General features: G+C 29.8%; 18 protein-coding genes. 8 read left to right on the top strand and 10 right to left on the bottom strand.

Annotated elements, in window-relative coordinates:
- Nucleotides 1-3: 3 nt before the first annotated feature.
- Nucleotides 4-744, bottom strand: a complete 741-nt coding sequence (locus FBF06_RS04540) for an NAD+ synthase (RefSeq protein WP_002857155.1) — start codon at nucleotides 742-744, stop codon at nucleotides 4-6.
- 73 nt (nucleotides 745-817) lie between these two features.
- Here FBF06_RS04540 and FBF06_RS04535 point away from each other — a divergent pair, with 73 nt between their 5' ends.
- Nucleotides 818-1,414 (top strand): MBL fold metallo-hydrolase, encoded by a 597-nt coding sequence (locus FBF06_RS04535; RefSeq protein WP_002873848.1) that lies wholly within the window; start codon nucleotides 818-820, stop codon nucleotides 1,412-1,414.
- A gap of 11 nt (nucleotides 1,415-1,425) precedes the next feature.
- A complete protein-coding gene (locus FBF06_RS04530) occupies nucleotides 1,426-1,731 on the top strand; it encodes a hypothetical protein (RefSeq protein ID WP_002867958.1) in 306 nt (101 codons plus the stop codon).
- Nucleotides 1,732-1,771: 40 nt separating this feature from the next.
- Here FBF06_RS04530 and FBF06_RS04525 read toward each other — a convergent pair whose 3' ends face one another.
- From FBF06_RS04525 to murJ, 7 genes are read right to left on the bottom strand one after another with little or no spacing between them, the layout of a single operon-like run.
- Nucleotides 1,772-2,551 carry an enoyl-ACP reductase gene (locus tag FBF06_RS04525; RefSeq protein ID WP_002852476.1) on the bottom strand — a complete coding sequence of 260 codons (780 nt, stop codon included), beginning with the start codon at nucleotides 2,549-2,551 and terminating at the stop codon, nucleotides 1,772-1,774.
- A complete protein-coding gene (gene dapA / locus FBF06_RS04520; protein ID WP_002852574.1) occupies nucleotides 2,551-3,447 on the bottom strand; it encodes a 4-hydroxy-tetrahydrodipicolinate synthase in 897 nt (298 codons plus the stop codon). The genes FBF06_RS04525 and dapA overlap by 1 nt, the downstream gene beginning before the upstream one ends.
- Nucleotides 3,440-4,690 (bottom strand): pitrilysin family protein, encoded by a 1,251-nt coding sequence (locus FBF06_RS04515; protein WP_002860771.1) that lies wholly within the window; start codon nucleotides 4,688-4,690, stop codon nucleotides 3,440-3,442. The genes dapA and FBF06_RS04515 overlap by 8 nt, the downstream gene beginning before the upstream one ends.
- Nucleotides 4,687-5,745 carry a quinone-dependent dihydroorotate dehydrogenase gene (locus FBF06_RS04510; protein WP_052775729.1) on the bottom strand — a complete coding sequence of 353 codons (1,059 nt, stop codon included), beginning with the start codon at nucleotides 5,743-5,745 and terminating at the stop codon, nucleotides 4,687-4,689. The genes FBF06_RS04515 and FBF06_RS04510 overlap by 4 nt, the downstream gene beginning before the upstream one ends.
- 31 nt (nucleotides 5,746-5,776) lie before the next feature.
- Complete coding sequence (locus FBF06_RS04505; RefSeq protein WP_052775728.1) at nucleotides 5,777-7,519, bottom strand: ABC transporter ATP-binding protein; 1,743 nt, start codon at nucleotides 7,517-7,519, stop codon at nucleotides 5,777-5,779.
- Nucleotides 7,512-8,900 (bottom strand): cysteine--tRNA ligase, encoded by a 1,389-nt coding sequence (gene cysS, locus FBF06_RS04500; RefSeq protein ID WP_052796025.1) that lies wholly within the window; start codon nucleotides 8,898-8,900, stop codon nucleotides 7,512-7,514. Before cysS ends, FBF06_RS04505 begins: the two co-directional genes overlap by 8 nt.
- Complete coding sequence (gene murJ / locus FBF06_RS04495; protein ID WP_002872969.1) at nucleotides 8,900-10,351, bottom strand: murein biosynthesis integral membrane protein MurJ; 1,452 nt, start codon at nucleotides 10,349-10,351, stop codon at nucleotides 8,900-8,902. Before murJ ends, cysS begins: the two co-directional genes overlap by 1 nt.
- A gap of 103 nt (nucleotides 10,352-10,454) precedes the next feature.
- Here murJ and FBF06_RS04490 point away from each other — a divergent pair, with 103 nt between their 5' ends.
- Genes FBF06_RS04490 through murF form a run of 6 tightly spaced genes read left to right on the top strand, consistent with a single transcriptional unit; the run spans nucleotide 10,455 to nucleotide 16,315 of the window.
- Entirely contained in the window at nucleotides 10,455-12,314 is a 1,860-nt protein-coding gene (locus FBF06_RS04490) for a flagellar assembly protein A (RefSeq protein WP_032580974.1), read from the top strand.
- Nucleotides 12,290-12,841, top strand: a complete 552-nt coding sequence (gene ruvA, locus FBF06_RS04485) for a Holliday junction branch migration protein RuvA (RefSeq protein WP_002859828.1) — start codon at nucleotides 12,290-12,292, stop codon at nucleotides 12,839-12,841. Before FBF06_RS04490 ends, ruvA begins: the two co-directional genes overlap by 25 nt.
- 9 nt (nucleotides 12,842-12,850) lie before the next feature.
- The gene (locus FBF06_RS04480; RefSeq protein ID WP_044261701.1) at nucleotides 12,851-13,891 is read left to right on the top strand and encodes a D-alanine--D-alanine ligase; all 1,041 of its coding nucleotides are present in this window, start codon (nucleotides 12,851-12,853) and stop codon (nucleotides 13,889-13,891) included.
- Between the two features lie 59 nt (nucleotides 13,892-13,950).
- On the top strand, nucleotides 13,951-14,166 hold the full coding sequence (locus tag FBF06_RS04475; RefSeq protein WP_002934936.1) for a type II toxin-antitoxin system Phd/YefM family antitoxin: 216 nt from the start codon (nucleotides 13,951-13,953) through the stop codon (nucleotides 14,164-14,166).
- 1 nt (nucleotide 14,167) lies between these two features.
- A complete protein-coding gene (locus tag FBF06_RS04470; protein WP_052796026.1) occupies nucleotides 14,168-14,887 on the top strand; it encodes an alpha/beta hydrolase in 720 nt (239 codons plus the stop codon).
- On the top strand, nucleotides 14,888-16,315 hold the full coding sequence (gene murF / locus FBF06_RS04465) for a UDP-N-acetylmuramoyl-tripeptide--D-alanyl-D-alanine ligase (protein ID WP_002902803.1): 1,428 nt from the start codon (nucleotides 14,888-14,890) through the stop codon (nucleotides 16,313-16,315). It abuts the gene before it with no gap.
- A gap of 57 nt (nucleotides 16,316-16,372) precedes the next feature.
- Here the strand turns inward: murF and FBF06_RS04460 are convergent, their stop codons facing one another.
- Both FBF06_RS04460 and flgS read right to left on the bottom strand, forming a co-directional pair.
- Entirely contained in the window at nucleotides 16,373-17,662 is a 1,290-nt protein-coding gene (locus FBF06_RS04460) for a hypothetical protein (RefSeq protein WP_168977555.1), read from the bottom strand.
- Nucleotides 17,663-17,757: 95 nt separating this feature from the next.
- Nucleotides 17,758-18,777, bottom strand: coding sequence for a fla regulon two-component system sensor histidine kinase FlgS (flgS, locus tag FBF06_RS04455; RefSeq protein WP_002859823.1), 1,020 nt, complete (start codon nucleotides 18,775-18,777; stop codon nucleotides 17,758-17,760).
- Between the last annotated feature and the right edge of the window lies 1 nt (nucleotide 18,778).

The raw sequence follows: 18,778 nt of genomic DNA, 5'->3' as shown, positions 1-18,778 counted from the left end.
TGTTTAAATTTCCAAAATTTCAGGCATTTTTCCCTTAAAAGCATTTTTTTGCATGCGATTTTTTAACATAGCAATCAAAGAAGGATCAAGCGTTCTTAAAAGTTTTTCATCATTAGTTTCTAAAGCTTTTAAACCTTCATCGATTTTTGCATAAGAAAAACCTAAATCCGCCTCATCACTTTGATTTTCCCAAAGATCCGCACTTGGAGCTTTTTTGATGAAATTTTCATGCAAGTTAAGGTATTTTGCTAAGGCATAAATTTCACTTTTATAAAGCGATCCTATAGGATTAAAAGCACAAGCTAAATCCCCATAAATCGTACCATAACCTAAAAGCAATTCGCTTTTATTAGAAGTGCCTATGACTAAAGAATTTTTCAAAGCAGAATAATCATAAAGCAAACTCATTCTAATACGAGCTGCAAAATTTCCCAAAGATACTAGAGTGGTATTTTCACTTTGCTTTATAAAAGCATCTAAAATGCTTTGAATTTCTATGATTTTATATTCAAGATTTAAATCCGCACAAAGCCTTAAAGCATCTTCAAGATTGGCTTTGTTTGAAATTTGAGTTGGCATTAAAAGAGCAAAAACATTCTCTTTTAAAGCTCTTTTACAAAGCGTTGCTACCAAAGCAGAATCAATCCCGCCACTAAGCCCCAAAACCACACCTTGACTTTGAGAATTTTTCACTTTTTCTTGTATAAAATCACACATTTTTTCCGTAATCTTTTGCCAATCCATAAAGCTTGCCTTTTAAAAATTTAATGTATAATTATATTTATTTAAGGCAAATTTTTTATTAAAGAGGCAAAAAATGCAAATTATCAAACAAGCTTGTGGAGCTTATGAGACAAATTGTTATATTTTATTTGGTGAGCATGGAGAAATTATAATTGATCCTGGTTTTGATGCGCTAAATTTCATCAAAAAACATGTAAAAAATCCTTTAGCGATTTTAAACACTCACGGACATTACGATCATGTTTGGGATAATGAAAAAGTAAAACAAGCCTATCAAATCCCCATTTATATTCATAAAAATGATACTTTTATGCTTGAAGATCCTTTTAATCAAGGTTTTATGCCTAGCAAAGCGGATTATTTGATTGATGATGAAAATATCATTTCTATAGGCGGACTTGACTTTAAATTTCACTTTTTACCAGGACATACACCAGGTTGCACTATGATAGAAATTGTAGGTAAAAATATCATGTTTAGTGGAGATTTTTTATTTTATAGAAGCATAGGAAGATGGGATTTTCCTTATTCAGATGCAAATTTAATGAAACAAAGCTTAGAAAAAGTTATGACTTACAAAGAAGATTTTAAACTTTTGCCAGGACATGGACAAGAAACTACTTTAAAAGAAGAGCAAGTCCATCTACCCTCTTGGCTTAGATATTTTTAAGGTATATTAAAATGGAATTAGATCAAATTTTATTATATGCTTTTATTTTTTTAAATCTTTTTGCCCTTTTTGGTTTATTTTTGGGAAATAAAAAGAAAAATCAATTTAATGATAAAAAATTTTATAAAATCTGCCCATGTAAAAAAATGGCAGAAAATGGATCTTTAAGTACGATTTGTATTTATTCAGCTGTAGGAGGATTTTTTTACAGCGTATTATCTATAGGTTTTATAGGTTTTGGTAATTGGACTTTAAATTTTATTTTTTTACTTGCATTATTAAGTGTTTTTTTAGGGTGGAAATTAAAACTTGATTGAAAAATATTTTTAAGAAAAATCCATTGATTTTTCTTAATTTTTATTTAAAAGTTGTACCACCATCAACGATGAAAGTATGTCCTGTCACCCAACTTGCCTTACTTGAACAAAGAAAAAGACATGCTCCAGCCAAATCTTCAGGCTGCCCCATGCGATTTAAAGGGCTTAAATTTATAGTAGCCTGTTTTACTTCTTCATAATTTGTAAAAGCTCTTAAAGCATCAGTTTCAATAGGCCCACCACTTACGACATTTACACGGATATTTTTTTCTCCAAGTTCAGTAGCCGCATATCTTGCCATAGCTTCTACAGCGGCTTTTGCTGTACCATGACCTGAATAATTTTCTATATACACTAAATTTCCTGTAGATGAGATAGAAATAATGCTTCCACCCCCTACTTTTTCCATCCTTTTAGCTGCTTCTTGTGCGCCCACAACAAAAGCATTTACTGTGGCTGTAAAAATGTTATTAATTCCCTTTGGTTTTAACTTCATAAATTTAGTATAGCCACCTACAACCGCACGTCCTGAAATGATAGCATTTGAGATAAAATAATCCACTCTATCAAAATCCACATCAATTTTTTCAAAAAGTTCTTTATAGGTTTCAGGTTCTAAGATATTAAACTCATAAGCTCTAGCTTTGATTTTATAATTTTTCTCCAAATCTTGAACCATTTCATCAGCAATTTGCGCATTAGAATTATAAGTAAAAGCTATATTTGCACCCACTTTAGCAAATTCATAAACTATAGCTTTGCCTATCCCGCGAGTTCCACCGCTAATCACTAAAGTTTTTCCTTGAAATTCTGTATTCATTAAAATCCTTTGATCTTATATTTTTTCATCACTTCTTCAATTTTAGCAAAATTTTCCTTACTTGGAGAACAAAGAGGAAGTCTAAATTCCAAACTTTCTATCAATCCAGCTAAATACATAGCCGTTTTAATAGGAATAGGATTGCTTTCGCAAAATAAAATTTTATTGATATTATAAAGCTCATCATTGATTTTTTTAGCTTCTTTATAATTTTCATCTAAAGCAAAATGAGTTAAAGCGCTAATCATATCGGGTAATAAATTTGAAGTTACTGAAATCACTCCCTTTCCACCATTTGAAAGTATAGGATAATTGATCGCATCTTCCCCTGAAATAAGCATCATTCTAGGTTCGTGTGCAAGCAAATCCACACACTTATCGATATTTCCACTCGCTTCTTTTACTCCATAAATATTTTCACAATCTCTAAAAAGCTTGATAATAGTATCCGTTGAAATTTCACAACCTGTTCTTCCTGGAACATTATATAAAAGCACAGGAATATCTACACTTTGCGCAATAGCCTTATAATGCTCGTAAAGTCCTTGTTGCGTAGGTTTATTATAATACGGTGCCACACTTAAAATCCCATCAGCACCATGCTCTTTAGCAAATTTAGCCAAACCCACTGCCTCATGAGTTGCATTACTTCCCGCACCTGCTAAAACCTTAACTTTAGTTCCTTTACAAGTCTCAACGGCTATTTCTATGCAAGTTCTATGTTCTTCATGGGTTAAAGTTGCACTTTCTCCTGTTGTTCCTACTGGAACTACTGCATCGATGCCATTTTCTATTTGTCTTTTAATCAATCTTGCATAACTTTGCTCATCAACTTTTCCATTTTTAAATGGTGTAATAAGAGCCGTCATCGCCCCAATGATAATATTTTTATCCATTTGAATCCTTTCTTAGAATTACCGTAGTTGAATTTTCTTGAATAAAATATTTTTTAGCACAAGAAATCAAATCTTTTAATTCCAAATTTTGTATATCTTTCTCATAATTTAACAAAGGATTGATATCTCCTCTTGCTAGATATGAACCATAAATATTTGCCACTGCACTAGCATTGTTAAGTGAGAAAATAAAATCACTTTTGACATTATTTTTCACTCTTTGCAAATCTTTTTGAGAAATTTTACCCATTTTAAGTTTATCAATGATTTTTAAAAGTTCTTTTTCTACTTTTTCTGCATTAACATTGGGATTACAATTACAAATAAAAATAAATAAATTGTCATCTATACAATCATTAACATAAGCATAATAATCATTGATTAAATTTAATTTATCAATCAAAATTTCACTCATTAAAGAACTTTTCCCACTTCCTAAAAGCTCGGATAAAGCATTTAAAGCAGGTATATCTTTGTGCTTGAAATTTGGAATTTTATAAGCAAGGGCTAATAGTTCAGTATCTGAGTTTTTATGCAAATATATTCTTTTTGCTCCATCTTGCTTAGGCTCTTTTGTGTGAATTTTAGGTATAGTCTTAGTATTTTTAATCTTTTCAAAATGTTTTTTTGAAAGCTCAAAAACTTCTTTACTTTCTATATCGCCACTTACAAGTAAAATCGCATTTTTAGGTTGATAATAAATACTATGAAATTCTTTAATATCTTCAATGCTCCAATTTTCTATATCTTTAAAAAAACCTATAGGAGTCCAATGATAAGGATGATACATAAATGCGTGATTAAAAAGCCTAAAATAAAGATATCCCAAAGGATTATTATCTGTTCTCCATCTACGCTCTTCTAAAACCACTGCTCTTTCAGGCTGAAATTCTTCATCTTTTAAATTTAAATTCTCCATAAGTTCTGCAAAAAGTTCCAAAGCTTTATCTAAATTTTTCTTCGCACATTTAATATAATAATGAGTATAGTCAAAACCTGTGCTTGCATTATCCACACCACCAAAACCCTTAACAATCTCATCAAATTCGCCAGCTTTTAAATTTTTAGTACTTTTAAAATTTAAATGTTCTAGCATATGAGCTATGCCGCTTTTTCCCATGATCTCATTTCTTGAACCCACTTTATAAAAAATATCAACGCTAATCACATCGCTATTTTTATTTACAGGCAAAGCATAAACTTCAAGCTTGTTTTTTAATTGAATTTTTTCATAAGCAATCATTTTAAATTTACCCCAACAGCTTCGCTAATGTGTAAAAAACCATCTTTTCTTAAAAGCTCTATAAGATTTTGATTGATATTTTTTACCAAAGAAGGACCTTTAAAAATCAAAGCTGTATAAACTTGCACCAAATTAGCCCCATTTTTAATACGCTCATAAGCAATATCAGCACTATCAATCCCTCCACTTGCAATAAGCAAGGTTTTGCCAAAAAGAATTTTAGCTACTTCTTTGAAAAAAATACCACTTTTTTCTGTAATCAACCTTCCACTAATACCACCAAAAGTACGATTATTATCTAGTAAGCTATAATCAACACTAGTATTGGCTAATATAAACCCATCTGCACCTTTTTTAATAGCATTTTCACATAAATTTAAAGCATCATCTATTTTCATATCAGGAGCAATTTTTATCAAAATAGGCTTAGAAGTAATTTTTTTGGCTTCTTCAAGCAAGGTATTTAAAAAATCATCATTTTGTAACTCTCTTAAATTTTTAGTATTAGGAGATGAGATATTAACGATAAAATAATCACATAAATTCTTAAAATCTCTAAACAAAGTAAAATAATCCTCCAAGGCTTTATCATTTGGAGTGATTTTATTTTTCCCTATATTTACTCCTAAGGGTAAAACAAAAGGATAAGTTTTTGCAAGCCTTAAAGCAATCTTTTCAGCACCTTCGTTGTTAAAACCCATAGCATTTTGTATACTTTCTTGTTTTACAAGTCTAAATAGGCGTGGCTTTTCATTGCCTTCTTGAGGTTTTGGAGTAAAAGTTCCCACTTCTAAAAAACCAAATCCTAAAGCACTCAAAGGTCTTATCATAGTGGCATTTTTATCAAAGCCTCCTGCTAAACCCACAGGGTTATTAAAATCAAGTCCAAGTAAATTTTGCCTTAAACTCTCATCATCAACTATATATTTATACGCTAAAAAACTTAAAGCCCCTGGAAAACTAGCACTTAAAGCCCTTAAGCTATATTCAACCAAAGCATGTGCATGCTCAGGGTTTAACTTAAAAAGTAAAGGTTTTATCATTTCATAAGCCATTTTTTAATCCTTTTTAAAATTCTAACTAAAATTAACTAAAGCTAGGCTTTGTTTTTTCTTTGCTTTTAAATTTTTGATACAAAGAACAAGTTTGCAAAAGCTCTTCATCTTTACCTATTGCCAATACCTTGCCCTTATCCAATACTACTATTTTATCTGCATTTTCTATAGTGCTTAAACGATGTGCAACCACTAAAATCAATCTATCTTGTTTTAAATTTTCTATAGTTTTAACTATTGCTTTTTCACTTTCATTATCCAAAGCTGAAGTTGCTTCATCAAAAATAAGCACATCAGGATTTTTATATAAAGCTCTAGCGATTGCTATTCTTTGTTTTTGTCCTCCACTTAAGTTTTTACCATGTTCTTTCACTTCAGCCCAAATCCCGCCCATTTCTTTAACAAATTCACAAGCATTGGCCAATTTTAAAGCTTGGATGACTTTTTCTTCTTCTAACTCTTCGCTATAAGCAATATTTGCAGCAAAACTATCATTAAAAAGATAAATATTTTGCGTTACAAGTCCTATTTTAGCATGTAAGCTTTCTATGGTAAAAGTGCTAATATCTTCTTGATTGAGTAAAATTTTACCTTTTTGCTTTTCATAAAAATACATCAAAAGATTAATAATAGAAGATTTGCCACCCCCACTTGTCCCTACAAGAGCAAGCATTTGCCCTTTAACAAAATCAAAATTTACGCCTTTTAAAACACTTTTATGCGGGTTTTCATAAGCAAATTCAACATTTTCAAAGCTAATTTTTTCAATGTTTTTTAATTCTTTGCTTCCACCTTTAATTTGAGGTTCTAAATCCAATAAATAAAAAGTTCTTTCACTTGCCGCAACAGCACCTTGAAGTTTTCCATATAAAGACGAAAGACGCTTTAAAGGAGTATATATCGCAAAAAGTGCTGAAACAAAACTGATAAAACTTCCCACACTCATAGAACCATTGATAACCTCTCTACCTCCTACAATAATCACCACAGCAACCCCAACAGAACCCATCATATCCATTAAAGGACTTGTAAGTGCATCAATACGTGCGGATTTTAGGTTTAATTTACATAAAGTATCATTATGCTTAGCAAATTTATCACTTTCTTTTTTTTCATTATCATTAGCTTTGATCAATTCAATATTTGAAAAAATTTCACCCAAATAAGAAAGTAAATCCGAATTTGTTTCTTGTATATTTCTTGCATATTTTTTAAGTTTTTTAGCAAACCATACCAAAGGAAAAATAGCTAAAGGCAAAATCACTAAAGCAAAAAAAGCCAAAGTAGGACTTTGATACAAGACTACCGCAAGCAGTCCTATAGCAGTTAAAAGCTCTCTAAAAAAATCAGGAATAATGTTTGATACTATGCTTTGAAGCGCATTAATATCATTAGTACAACGACTTACAAGCTCTCCGCTTCTATAGCGTTTAAAAAAATCCATATCCAAGCGTAAAACATTTTTTAAAACCCTAGCACGCAATACTCTTAACATATCTGTTCCTATAAAAGAAACATAAAAACTTTGTAAATAAGTTCCAAGATTTTTAAAAAAATACATCAATACTAGCAAAAAAGGCACTGTATAAAGTAAAGCTTCATTTTTTTCAACGAAAATATAATTTAAAATAGGCTCTAAAGCATAAAAACTTCCAGCAGTTCCTCCGCTTGCTAAAATCATACCAAAAATAGCTATAGCAAATTGCTTCCAATATCTTTTATAAAAGGGCTTAAAGCGTATTAAAACCTCTTTTAAATTCATCTCATTATGCATTTATTTTCTCCCAAATTGTTCCATTTGGAGTATCTAAAAGAGTGATTTTTTTACTATTTAATTGCTCTCTTATTGCATCAGCTGTGTTAAAATCTTTGTTTTTCTTAGCCTCAGTTCTTTCTAAAATTAACTTTTCAATCTCTTCTCGTTCTTCTTTGCTTACACCCCATTGAAAATATAAAGTTGTATCCATAAAACCAAAGCCAAAAATTTTAGCTAGCTCACTTAAAGCTTCTTTGATATTTTGTTTTAAAATTTTATTTTTGCTTTCTTTATCCAACTCTAAATTTGCACTACTGATAAAATCATCCAAAAGAGCCAAGGCTTTAGAAACATTTAAATCATCATTTAAAATCTCTAAAATTTGCTTAGCAATTTCGCTTTTTATTTCAATATCATTTAAAACATCAAAATCAGAAATTTCACCTAAATCCAATCTTTTTTTAAGGCGATAAAATTTATCTAAACGTTTTTTAGCATTTTCTAAATCCGATAAAGAATAATTAAAATGAGATCTATAATGAGAACTCAAAAGATAAAATCTTAAAGCTTCGCCCATAAATTCTTTTAAAGCATCTTTTATAAAAAAACTATTATTTAAACTTTTACTCATTTTTTCGCCATCGATTTTTACAAAACCATTGTGAAGCCAAATATTTGCTAATTTTCTCTTACATCCACAACGACATTGCGCAGCTTCATTTTCATGATGAGGAAAAAGCAAATCTATCCCTCCAGCATGTATATCAAGAGTATTTTCAAAAATAGAATCAATCATAGCAACACATTCAGTATGCCAACCTGGACGCCCTTTGCCAAATTCACTTTCGTAAAAATTTTCATCAAATTTCCAAAGCACAAAATCGCTTTCATTTCTTTTTTGCACTTCATTACTTAGACGAGAAATATTTTCTTCTAAATTGCGATTTGATAGGCTTAAATATTTTTCATCTTTACTTGTATCAAAATAAATTCCATCTTCTAGAGTATAAACAAACCCATCCTTAGCAAGCTTTTTAATCAAATCAAGCATAGCTGTTATATAATGCGTTGCACGAGGCTTAAAATCAGGATCTAATACATTTAAAGCCCTCATATCCTCTTCATAACTTTTGATATAAAATTCCGTAATTTCCTCTAAAGTTTGACCACTTTGTGTCATTTTTTTCAAAATCTTATCATCAATATCTGTATAATTTCTAGCAAATTTTACCCTATTGCCCTGAACAAGTAAAACTCTACGCAAAAGATCAAAACAAACACTACTTCTTGCATGTCCTAAATGTGCATCATCATAAACCGTAGGCCCGCATAAGTAAATACTAATATCTTTTTTATCAAGTTTTATTTTCTCTTTTGTTACACTATCTAATAATCTCATTAAAAAACTCCTTTAAAACTTGTAAAAATTCCTATAAAAAAACTTAAAATATAAGGTTTAATCAAAATAAGTAAGATCGTAAAAACAATCAAAGCAACTATAACCAATAAGCAAATTTTAATAGATATTAAAGCAAAAAATTTCTTAAAACCAAATTCTTTGATATTAGCTCCAAGCAAATAAAAAGCACTAATAGAGCTTGAAAGTGCCACTGCAATAACCTTTAAACTTTCATCTTTAATCAAAAATATAAAAGCCATAGAACATAAAGCACTGATAATTAAAGATTTTACCGCGATCCAAGCTGCTGTTTTTTGTTTAAATTTTGCATAAAGCCACAAAGAAAAAAGCTTTTGCAAACCAAAAGGTAAAAGCCCTATAAGATAAGCAATCAAAACATAAGCCGTAATCACACTATCTTCGTGAGTGAAATTTCCTCTTTCAAATAAAAGCTTTGAAATTTCCAAAGCAAACACAGAACCTACAATACTAGAAGCAATAAGCAAAATGCTTAAAAGTGCTAATGCTCTTTGCATAAATTTTAAGGCTAAATTTTCTTGATCACTTTTTAAATGTTTTAAAATTTTTGGAAAAGAAACTTGAGTTAAAGCAATAGCAAAAAGTGCCAGGGGGAGTTGGAAGACACGATTTGCATAATAAAGATAAGAAATACTCCCGCTCATTAAAAAACTAGCTATAGTTGTATCAAGCAATGAGCTAAATTGAGTCGCAGAAGAACCTAAAACTCCATGAAAAAAATTGCCATAAAAACCTTGTAATTTCGCCTTGGCTTTTTTAAATTTTATACTTAAAGCCATAGCACGGATTACAGGATTGTTTTTTAAAACAAGCAAATGTAAAATAAGCTGTGCCACCCCACTTAAAACCGTTGCATAAGAAAAATAATAAAGTGTATTTTGCGGTGCATTTTTATCCACAAAAAAAGCAGCTATAACAATACTTAAGTTAAATAATGCCGCAGAAAAAGAGGTAATGAAAAATTTTTGTCTATAATTTAAAATAGCTCCTAAAAAAGTAACTAAAAAAATAAAAAACAAATACCAAAAATTAATCGCCACCAAAGGAGCCGCTAAAGCTATAGTATCTGCGTTAAACCCAAAAGCAAAAAGCTTAGTAAAAAAAGAGGAGAAAAAACTTACCAAAAGACAAAATAAAAAAACTATAAGGCTAAATTGCATCATTACACTAACACAAAAAGCTCCTTTTTTTTTCGCTTTTACAAAATTAGGCAAAAAACTTTGTCCAAAAGCCCCTTCTGCAAAAATTCTTCTAAAAAAAGCAGGCATTTTTAAAGCCACAAAAAAAATATCACTATAAAGCCCTGCTCCTAAAAAAAGCGCTATTAAAACATCTCTAGCAAGCCCTAAAATTCTTGAAAATAAAATTCCTAAAGCATTGATAATAAAATTTTTAAATACTAAACTCTTCATTAAATTTTTTCATAAACTTCAAAATATAAAGAGAACTATTTTAACTAAAATTGATTAAAAATTGACTATAATTACATTCTTAATTTTTTACAAGGGGAAAGTTTTGGCTTTGGATGAAAAAATTATTGCCTATACAGAAAATCCAGCTCGAGAGCTTTTAAGCGTAGCTTCACGAACAAACCTTAGCTTAAATGAGCTTGATTTTAGTTTATTGGCATTTTCTACACAATATCGTTTTGGAGATTTAGAATGGGAAAAAATCTCTGAAAAAGAATTAATTCTTTTTGATAAAGATGAAATTTTTTTAAAAAATGATCTTCAAATCAAGCAAGAATACAAAATAGAAATTTTCCACGGTATAAACCAAAGCAAAGCATCTCAAGCAGTCAAACTAGTTGCAAATAAAAATTTAACCAAAATAGTTGCTCAAATTGATTTTACAAATTTAGACTTTCATGAAAAACTAGCACTAGAACTTTTGCAAAATATTTATAAAAAGATGTTGAAACTTAAATTTTTAATAGGTATCCGCATTTTTGATTTTAAGAAAAATTTAATGTCTTTTTGCAACCAACATAAAAACACCCCTTTAAATAAAACTATACAAATCACCGTTGCACAAGGTATTGATCCTATAGAAAGTCAAGATGAGTCCCTGATCTTGACTTATAAAGAAAAAACCAAAAACTACACTATCGATGAAAAACGCTCAGGTATTATTGTTGTTGATGAAAATGAAGTTGTTTTAAAACACGCCAAATTTAAACAAGGTAAAGAAGGAAAAGACTTAAATTTGCACACCTTAAAAGTTTTAGCCGCAAATGAAAATAAAGTTAAATTTTCTTGTTCTTCAGCTTTTAAACAAGTAGAGCAAGATGGATACACAGAATATATAGCCTTAAAAAAAGGTTATGTAGTACAAGATGGTGAAAAATTTGATATTGCAAATGAACTAGATTTTAATGGGGTAGATTTTAAAAATATAGGGATTATAAGAGCTGGACTAGACAAAAATGTCAAAATCAATATAAAATTTCTTTCAGAAGTAAAAGATGCTGTAAATTCTGGCGTTGGGATAGAATGTGAAGAATTAAATGTAGTCGGAAGCGTAGGAAGCAACACTCAACTTAATGCCACCAAAATGAAAATTGAAGGCACTACACACTCTAAAGCCAAAATTCAAGCCAAACAAGCCTATATAAAAACTCATAGAGGATTTGCAGAAGCCGAAATTTTAAATATAGATTTGCTCGAAGGTGGAACAATCAAAGCCAAAGAAGTGAGAATTAAAAAAAGTTTAGGCGGAAATATACAAGCTGATAAAATCTATATAGAAAATTTAGAAAGTAATAATTCTTGTGTGTTTTTTGAAAACACCACAATAGAACGCATTAACGGGGATAACAATAAATTTCATGCTAAAATTAAAACTCTTGATAAAAATTATGATGAAGAATTTGCGATTTTAGGAGAGCAAATTTCTAAGTTAAATCATAAAATAAATAAAATAAGACAATACATTTTATCAAGCAAAAATGGAATTTTAAGCGTTGAAAAAAAGATAACAGAACTTAAAAATCAAGGTCAAAATGTTCCTGTACAATACGAAAAAGCCCTAAAAGATTTCTCTTTACAAAATCTTGAATTAAATAAACTACAAAATGAAGAAAAAGAACTTCTTGAACGCAAAAAATCTTTACAATTAGAATTAATCAATTTGCAAAAAATGCTTTTTGAAGCAACTTTTATAAATAAAAGCGGCAAATGGACTGATATGAATGAAATCAAATTTTCACTTCTAGAGCCTAAAGAAGATATTTTTTACTCTTCATTTGTTAATGAAAGTGCTAAATTTATAGGCATTAAAAAAGTCATACAAAACAACCAAGAAAGTATAGAAATACATAAAAAATTAGATTATGAAGAAAAGGATATAGCATGGTTGTCGGCATCGAAGGAATAATCACAAAAAAAGAACCTACTTTTATCATTGTTAAATGCACTAGTGGTTTAAGCTATGGGATATTTATTTCGCTTTTTTGTTCTGCTAAAATTCAAACTCAAGAAAAGCATGAGTTTTTTATCACTCAAATCATCAAAGAAGATTCTAATAAATTTTATGGCTTTTTGGATAAAGATGAACAAAAAATGTTTGAAATGCTTTTAAAAGTCAATGGAGTGGGTGCAAATACTGCTATGGCGGTATGCTCTAGTCTTGATGTAAATTCTTTTTACAAAGCGTTAAGTTTGGGCGATGAAAGCGTGCTTAAAAAAGTACCTGGCATAGGTCCAAAAAGTGCAAAACGCATTATAGTAGAACTTTCTGACACAAAAACCAAACTTGAAAATGTAAGCGATGATAAAAGCGAAGCCTTAGCCGCACTTCTTACTCTAGGCTTTAAACAAGAAAAAATCATAAGTGTTTTAGCAAGTGCTCAAGCAACAGGCACAAGCGAACTCATCAAAGAAGCTCTCAAAAAACTAGGATAAAGGAATAAAATGAAATTTGCAATACTTTTTGGCGGAAATTCTTATGAACATGAGATCAGTATAGTAAGTGCTGTAGTACTTAAAAAAGTTATTAATCAAAATTTAGAATTTATTTTTTGTGATGAAGAAAGAAGATTTTATCATATCCCAAGTGAAAAAATGAATTCTAAAACTTTTAGTACCAAAGCTTATAAAAAAGAAAAAGAACTTTTCATCAAACAAGGAGGTTTTTTTAGCAAAGGCTTTTTAAAAGAAAATAAACTAGAGTGCGAATGCGTGATCAATCTTATCCATGGTAGAGATGGAGAAGATGGAAAAATTGCGGCTTTATTTGAGTTTTATTCTATTAAATTTATAGGACCTAGGCTTGAAGCTAGTGTATTATCTTTCAACAAAGAACTTACCAAACTTTATGCCAAAAGCGTTGGAGTAAAAACACTTGATTATACCATGCTAAGAAAAAATCAAAACTCTAAAGAAAAGCTTAATTTTCCTTGCATTATCAAACCTGCAAGACTTGGAAGTAGTATAGGCATTAGCATAGTAAAAGATGAAAAAGATTTAGAATATGCCAAAGATGTAGGTTTTGAATTTGATAATGATCTTGTAGTGGAAGAATTTAAAAACAATATCAAAGAATACAATCTTGCAGGGTGCATGATCAATGATGAGTTTGTTTTTTCTATCATAGAAGAGCCAAAGAAAAAAGAATTTTTAGACTTTGAACAAAAATATCTTAGTTTTTCAGGACACAATGAGCTTATAGAAGCAGATTTAAGCGAAGAATTAAAAGAAAAACTCAAAGATAGCTTTAAAAAGATTTACAATCCTTTGTTTAAAGGTGCTTTAATACGCTGCGATTTTTTTATACTGGATAATGAAGTATATTTAAATGAAATCAACCCAAATCCTGGTTCTTTGGCTAATTATCTTTTTAAAGATTTTAATACCACTTTAAACGCTTTAGCTGATCAAATTTCACTTGAAAAAATGATAAAAATCAACTACAACTTCCTTCACTCTATCAACGGACAAAAAGGAAAATTATAAGCTTTTAAGTCAAAATACGCTAAATTATACATAAAATTTAGCGTATTTTAGGAAGAAAAATGCTCTCTTTTAAACAAGATGAAATTTACACTGCCACTGAGGTGGTAAGAAATTTTAGCCCCATTATGGAAAAACTTAAAAAAAGTGAAAGTGGAAAAATAGTTATTTTAAAAAATAACAAATTTGAAGCTGTAATGCTTAATATGAAAGAATTTGAACGCTTACAAAACGCCATGCAACTTTTAGAAAATATCTACAAAAATCAAAAGGCTTAAAATGGCTCAAACTCAACTTTCTTATAAAAACAAAACTTATCAAATTTCTTATGAAATTTTAGGCGATCTTTCCTTACCGCAAATACTTATCTTACACGGCTGGGGAGCCAATAAAGAACTTATGAAGCAAAGTTTTTATCCTTTTTTGAAAGACTTTTGTCAAATTTATATGGATTTGGCGGGTTTTGGAAATTCAAGTGTGGAAGAAATTTTAAACACTCAAGATTATGCCAATATCACAGAACTTTTTTTAAAACAAAAAAAACTCAATGTCTGTTTTTTCATGGGGCATTCTTTTGGTGGAAAAGTAAGCACCCTACTCGCAAAAGAAAAAGACACCCTAATCTTACTTTCAAGTGCAGGAATTTTAGCTAAAAAATCCCTAAAAGTGCGTTTTAAAATCCGTATTTTTAAAATTTTAAAACTCTTTGGTTTGGGAAAATTTTATCGCTATTTTGCTAGTAAAGATGGAGCAAATCTTAGCCCTATGATGTATGAAACCTTTAAAAATGTTGTTGATGAGGATTTTGGTGAAATTTTTGCCAAGCAAAAGGCTAAAAGCTTGGTTTTTTGGGGAAAAAGCGATGAAGCCACGCCTTTATATTGTGGCGAGAAAATGCATCAACTTTTAAAAAATAGCACTTTTTATCCTTTAGAGGGGGATCATTTTTTCTTTTTAAAATATTCTGCTTTCATAGCTCAAAAAATTAAGGAAATTTAAATGCTTATCAATACTCTTTATTTTATCAATTCTTTATTTTTTAATTTTTGTATAGCTTTTTATCTTATGAGTGCTTTACAATGGTATTCTTATAAATTTAAACGCGTGTTTTTTCATTATCATAAACCTTTATGGCATTTGTATTTTTTATTTATCCCTTATTTTTTATTCTTAGCTTTTCCTTTATACTCTTTGGCATATTTTGCATTGATCCATACTCCGATTTTGTATTTTTGGAATAAAGGCATAGATAAAAAGCTTGTTTTTACAAGTAAGGTTAAATGGTTTTTTGTTTTTGTTTTTGTTTATAATGCTATTTTTGCTATCCTTGCTTTGCGTTTTTCTTTTCTTTTTAATCTTTTTAGCCTTCCTTTTGCTTTATTGAGTCTTAAAATTTATGAGTTTTTTACAAATTTATATTATAAAAAACAAGCCAAAGCCAAACTAAGAGCCAATGAAAATTTAAAAATCATACTCATTACCGCAAGTTTTGGAAAAACAAGTATTAAAAATTTTTTATACGAACTTTTAAAAGATGACTTTAAAAGCTACAAAACACCACGATCTGTCAATACCTTGCTAGGTATAGTTGCTGATATCAATAACAATTTAAGCCAAGATACTCAAATTTACATAGCTGAAGCAGGTGCTAGACTTAAAGGCGATATTGATGAAATCACTCGTTTTTTACAACCTCACATCAGCATAGTAGGAGAGATAGGCAATGCACATTTAGAGTATTTTAAAAGTGTTGAAAATATCCGCTCAACCAAACTTGAAGCCTTAAATTCCAAAAGACTAGAAAAGGCTTTTTTACACTCTAGCACCCAAAAAGAAGAAGATAAACTCATCAGCCTTTATGATGAGAAATTAAGTCTTATTCATTCAAGTCTTGAAGGTTTAGAATTTAAAGTCGATATAGAAAATAAATCCTATGATTTTAAAAGTCAAATTTTAGGGGATTTTAATGCGCAAAATCTTTGTGTTTGTATACTTTGTGCTCATTATCTTGGCATAAAACTAGAAAAAATTCAAAAGCAAGTTTTAAATATAAATTCCGTAGAACATCGCTTGCAAGTGCTTTCAAGAGAGCCTAAATTTATCATAGATGATGGTTTTAATGGAAATTTTAAAGGTATGAGCACAAGCTATAAACTTTGTAAAAGCTATAAAGGACGCAAAGTTTTAGTAAGTCCTGGTATAGTAGAAGTAAGCGAAGAAGAAAATATAAAACTTGCTAAAATCATCAATGAGTGTTTTGATCTTGCTATCATTAGTGCACAAATCAATGCTGAAATTTTCAAAAAAGAGTTAAAAATAAAAACCATTATACTTAAAGAAAAGAGTCAGCTAGTTCAAACTCTAGCTAAAGAAACAAAACATGGAGATTTGATACTCTTTTCAAACGATGCACCTAGCTTTATGTGATTTGCATAAGTATTTGCAAATGTCATCATTTTTAATTTGACTTCGTGCAAATACTTCCTAAACCCTAGTCTGCCCTATAAGATTATTAAGTCTATCCATTATAGATCCAACATAAGAATTGATACTTTCACTGCTTGCTTTCCAACCATTAGCTTTTGCTTGATTAAACTGATTATCAAACAAAGGTCCACCATAACCTATGCTTATATTTTGCCAAGCAACTCCTTTTTCCATTGCATATATATCTGCATCAAGCCAGCCATCTTGTGCATAACCTTTTAACAAACTTGCAAAATCAACTTTGCCTGTCATAATGTCGTCGAAATCTACATTAGAGTATTTTGGAATACTTTGTTTAGCAACATTGAGATTATAACTCATTGCTTGCGGTGCAATAGTTGTATTTTTTCCTGCAACCATATAACCACCTTCTGATTTTAAAAAACTCATAAACAAAGCTTCTTTAGAATAGCTTCCATCTTCATTTTGCGGAAAAACTGACATATCGGGATTAAATCCACCTTCCATTAAAGCTCCTTGTGATAAACTTTGAGTTGATATATTTAATTTTTGTGGATAAAAATCAATACCCATCATTCCCATTTGTATTGCTTGAGCTTCATGAAATTCATCATCTGTTTTAAAAACATTAGTTACTTTTGCATTAGAATGATTAACTAGTCCCAATGTATTATAAGGATTAGATTGAACTGAAAAATCTAAACCTTTATAGCCAACAAAAATATAACCTTTAGGCATAGAATTTATATCTGCTTCAGTGAAACTTGTTTTATTGGTATCATTAAAAGTATGATTAACAATTTGATTGAATTGATTATAGTATTGTTTTATGGTATCAGCCATATCGATATTGGTAAAATAACGAGAAATTCCTAGTTGTTCTTTTATGTCTTGATATTGTGCTTCATTAAAATTATATATCTCATCTAAAGTAGATTTATGTATTTTAAAATCTTCAGGTAATCCTGCAGCTTTGTTAAAATCACTTCCCATATAGCCATTTTTATCTACGCTGTAACCATAAGCCATTTTAGTAGAGTTGCTTAAATCCGCCTGTTTATATTTTAGAGTATGAACGGTATTTTGAAATTCGCTAAATAAGCCATAGTTTGTGTCAAGAGTGGAATTTGAGCTACTATTTAAAACTTCACTTTTTATTAAAGTTTGTGAATTAGCACTTTGAATTTCATTTAATTTACTAGCATTTTGTTTTAAAAAAGCATTAGCAAAACTTATTTTAGAATTCTCTTTACTTTCTTTACTAGATTTTGCTTGTGAAAGTATAGAACTATAGCTTGAGTTATCATTGATACTAAAGATACTCATATTAATTCCTTGATTTAAATTCTTTTGCCTTCAATCCAAACTCAAAGAAATATAAGCAAAATGTGTTCCATTTTGGGGTGAAAAGAAAATATTTATCACACCAAAGGTAAGGTAAAATAAAAATTCTTAGGATCACTTTGAAAACTTAACTCTCCCTTATGAGCGTTTATGATTTCTTTAGAAAGAGACAAGCCAAGCCCATTGCCTTTAAGTTTTGTTGTTTTAAAAGCTTCAAAAACCAATTTCTCATCTTTTATTTCACAACCATTATCATACACTCTGATACATATTTTTTCATTATCACAACTTGCTAAAATTTTAATCATAGGCTTTTCACATTCGCTTTCTTCTATCGCATCAATAGCATTATAAATCAAATTTTGCAAAACCAAACCAAGAAGAGCTTTATCAGCACAAATCTGCTTATCCAAAAAAGATATTTCAAAGTCTATTTGAGAAGTGAAATTATAAGAGTTAATGGCACTTTCACACTCTTCTTTTAACTCTAAAAGATTAAAATTTAAAGCATTGATGTGTACACCCTTAGTAAAAAGTAGAGTTGAATTTACAATACGCTCCACTCTAGCAATAGCCTTTTGGATTTCAAGAACTATATGCTTATTTTTAAGCTCACTACGAGCAAAAAGGGTTGAAGCAAGCAAAGATATAGATCCAATAGGATTTCTTATCTCATGTGCCAAATGAGCCGCTACACTACCCATGCTTGCAAGCCTTTCATTGCGTTTTTCATCGCTAATATCTGTAGCTGAAACTATAGTTTTTTCATTATGTGCTATGATTTTTACCGCATAAAACCTACCTTCAAATTCAAGCTCATCGCGAATTTTATCAAGACTAATGATACTAAGTAATTTTGGATTTTTCAAGGCTTCTTGATTTTGTAAAATAATATTTTTTTCTTTATCTAAAATCCAAAGCGCACTAGGCAACACCTCTATAATCTCATCAACCATTGCGCGTAAGGAGTTATAGTTTTCATTTAAAGTTTTGTATTCATTTTCTATTACATAAGTTTGTTCTATAAGACTTTCTAAGCCTTTTTGTAGGGTTTCTTTTTCATTTGAGTCTAAACTTTTTAAAATACTTTCATTCATT

Source organism: Campylobacter sp. CFSAN093227 (assembly GCF_012897855.1).
Classification (GTDB): Bacteria; Campylobacterota; Campylobacteria; order Campylobacterales; family Campylobacteraceae; genus Campylobacter_D; species Campylobacter_D jejuni.
Note: the sequence above shows the minus strand (reverse complement) of the source record. Positions and strands in the feature narration are given on the sequence as shown.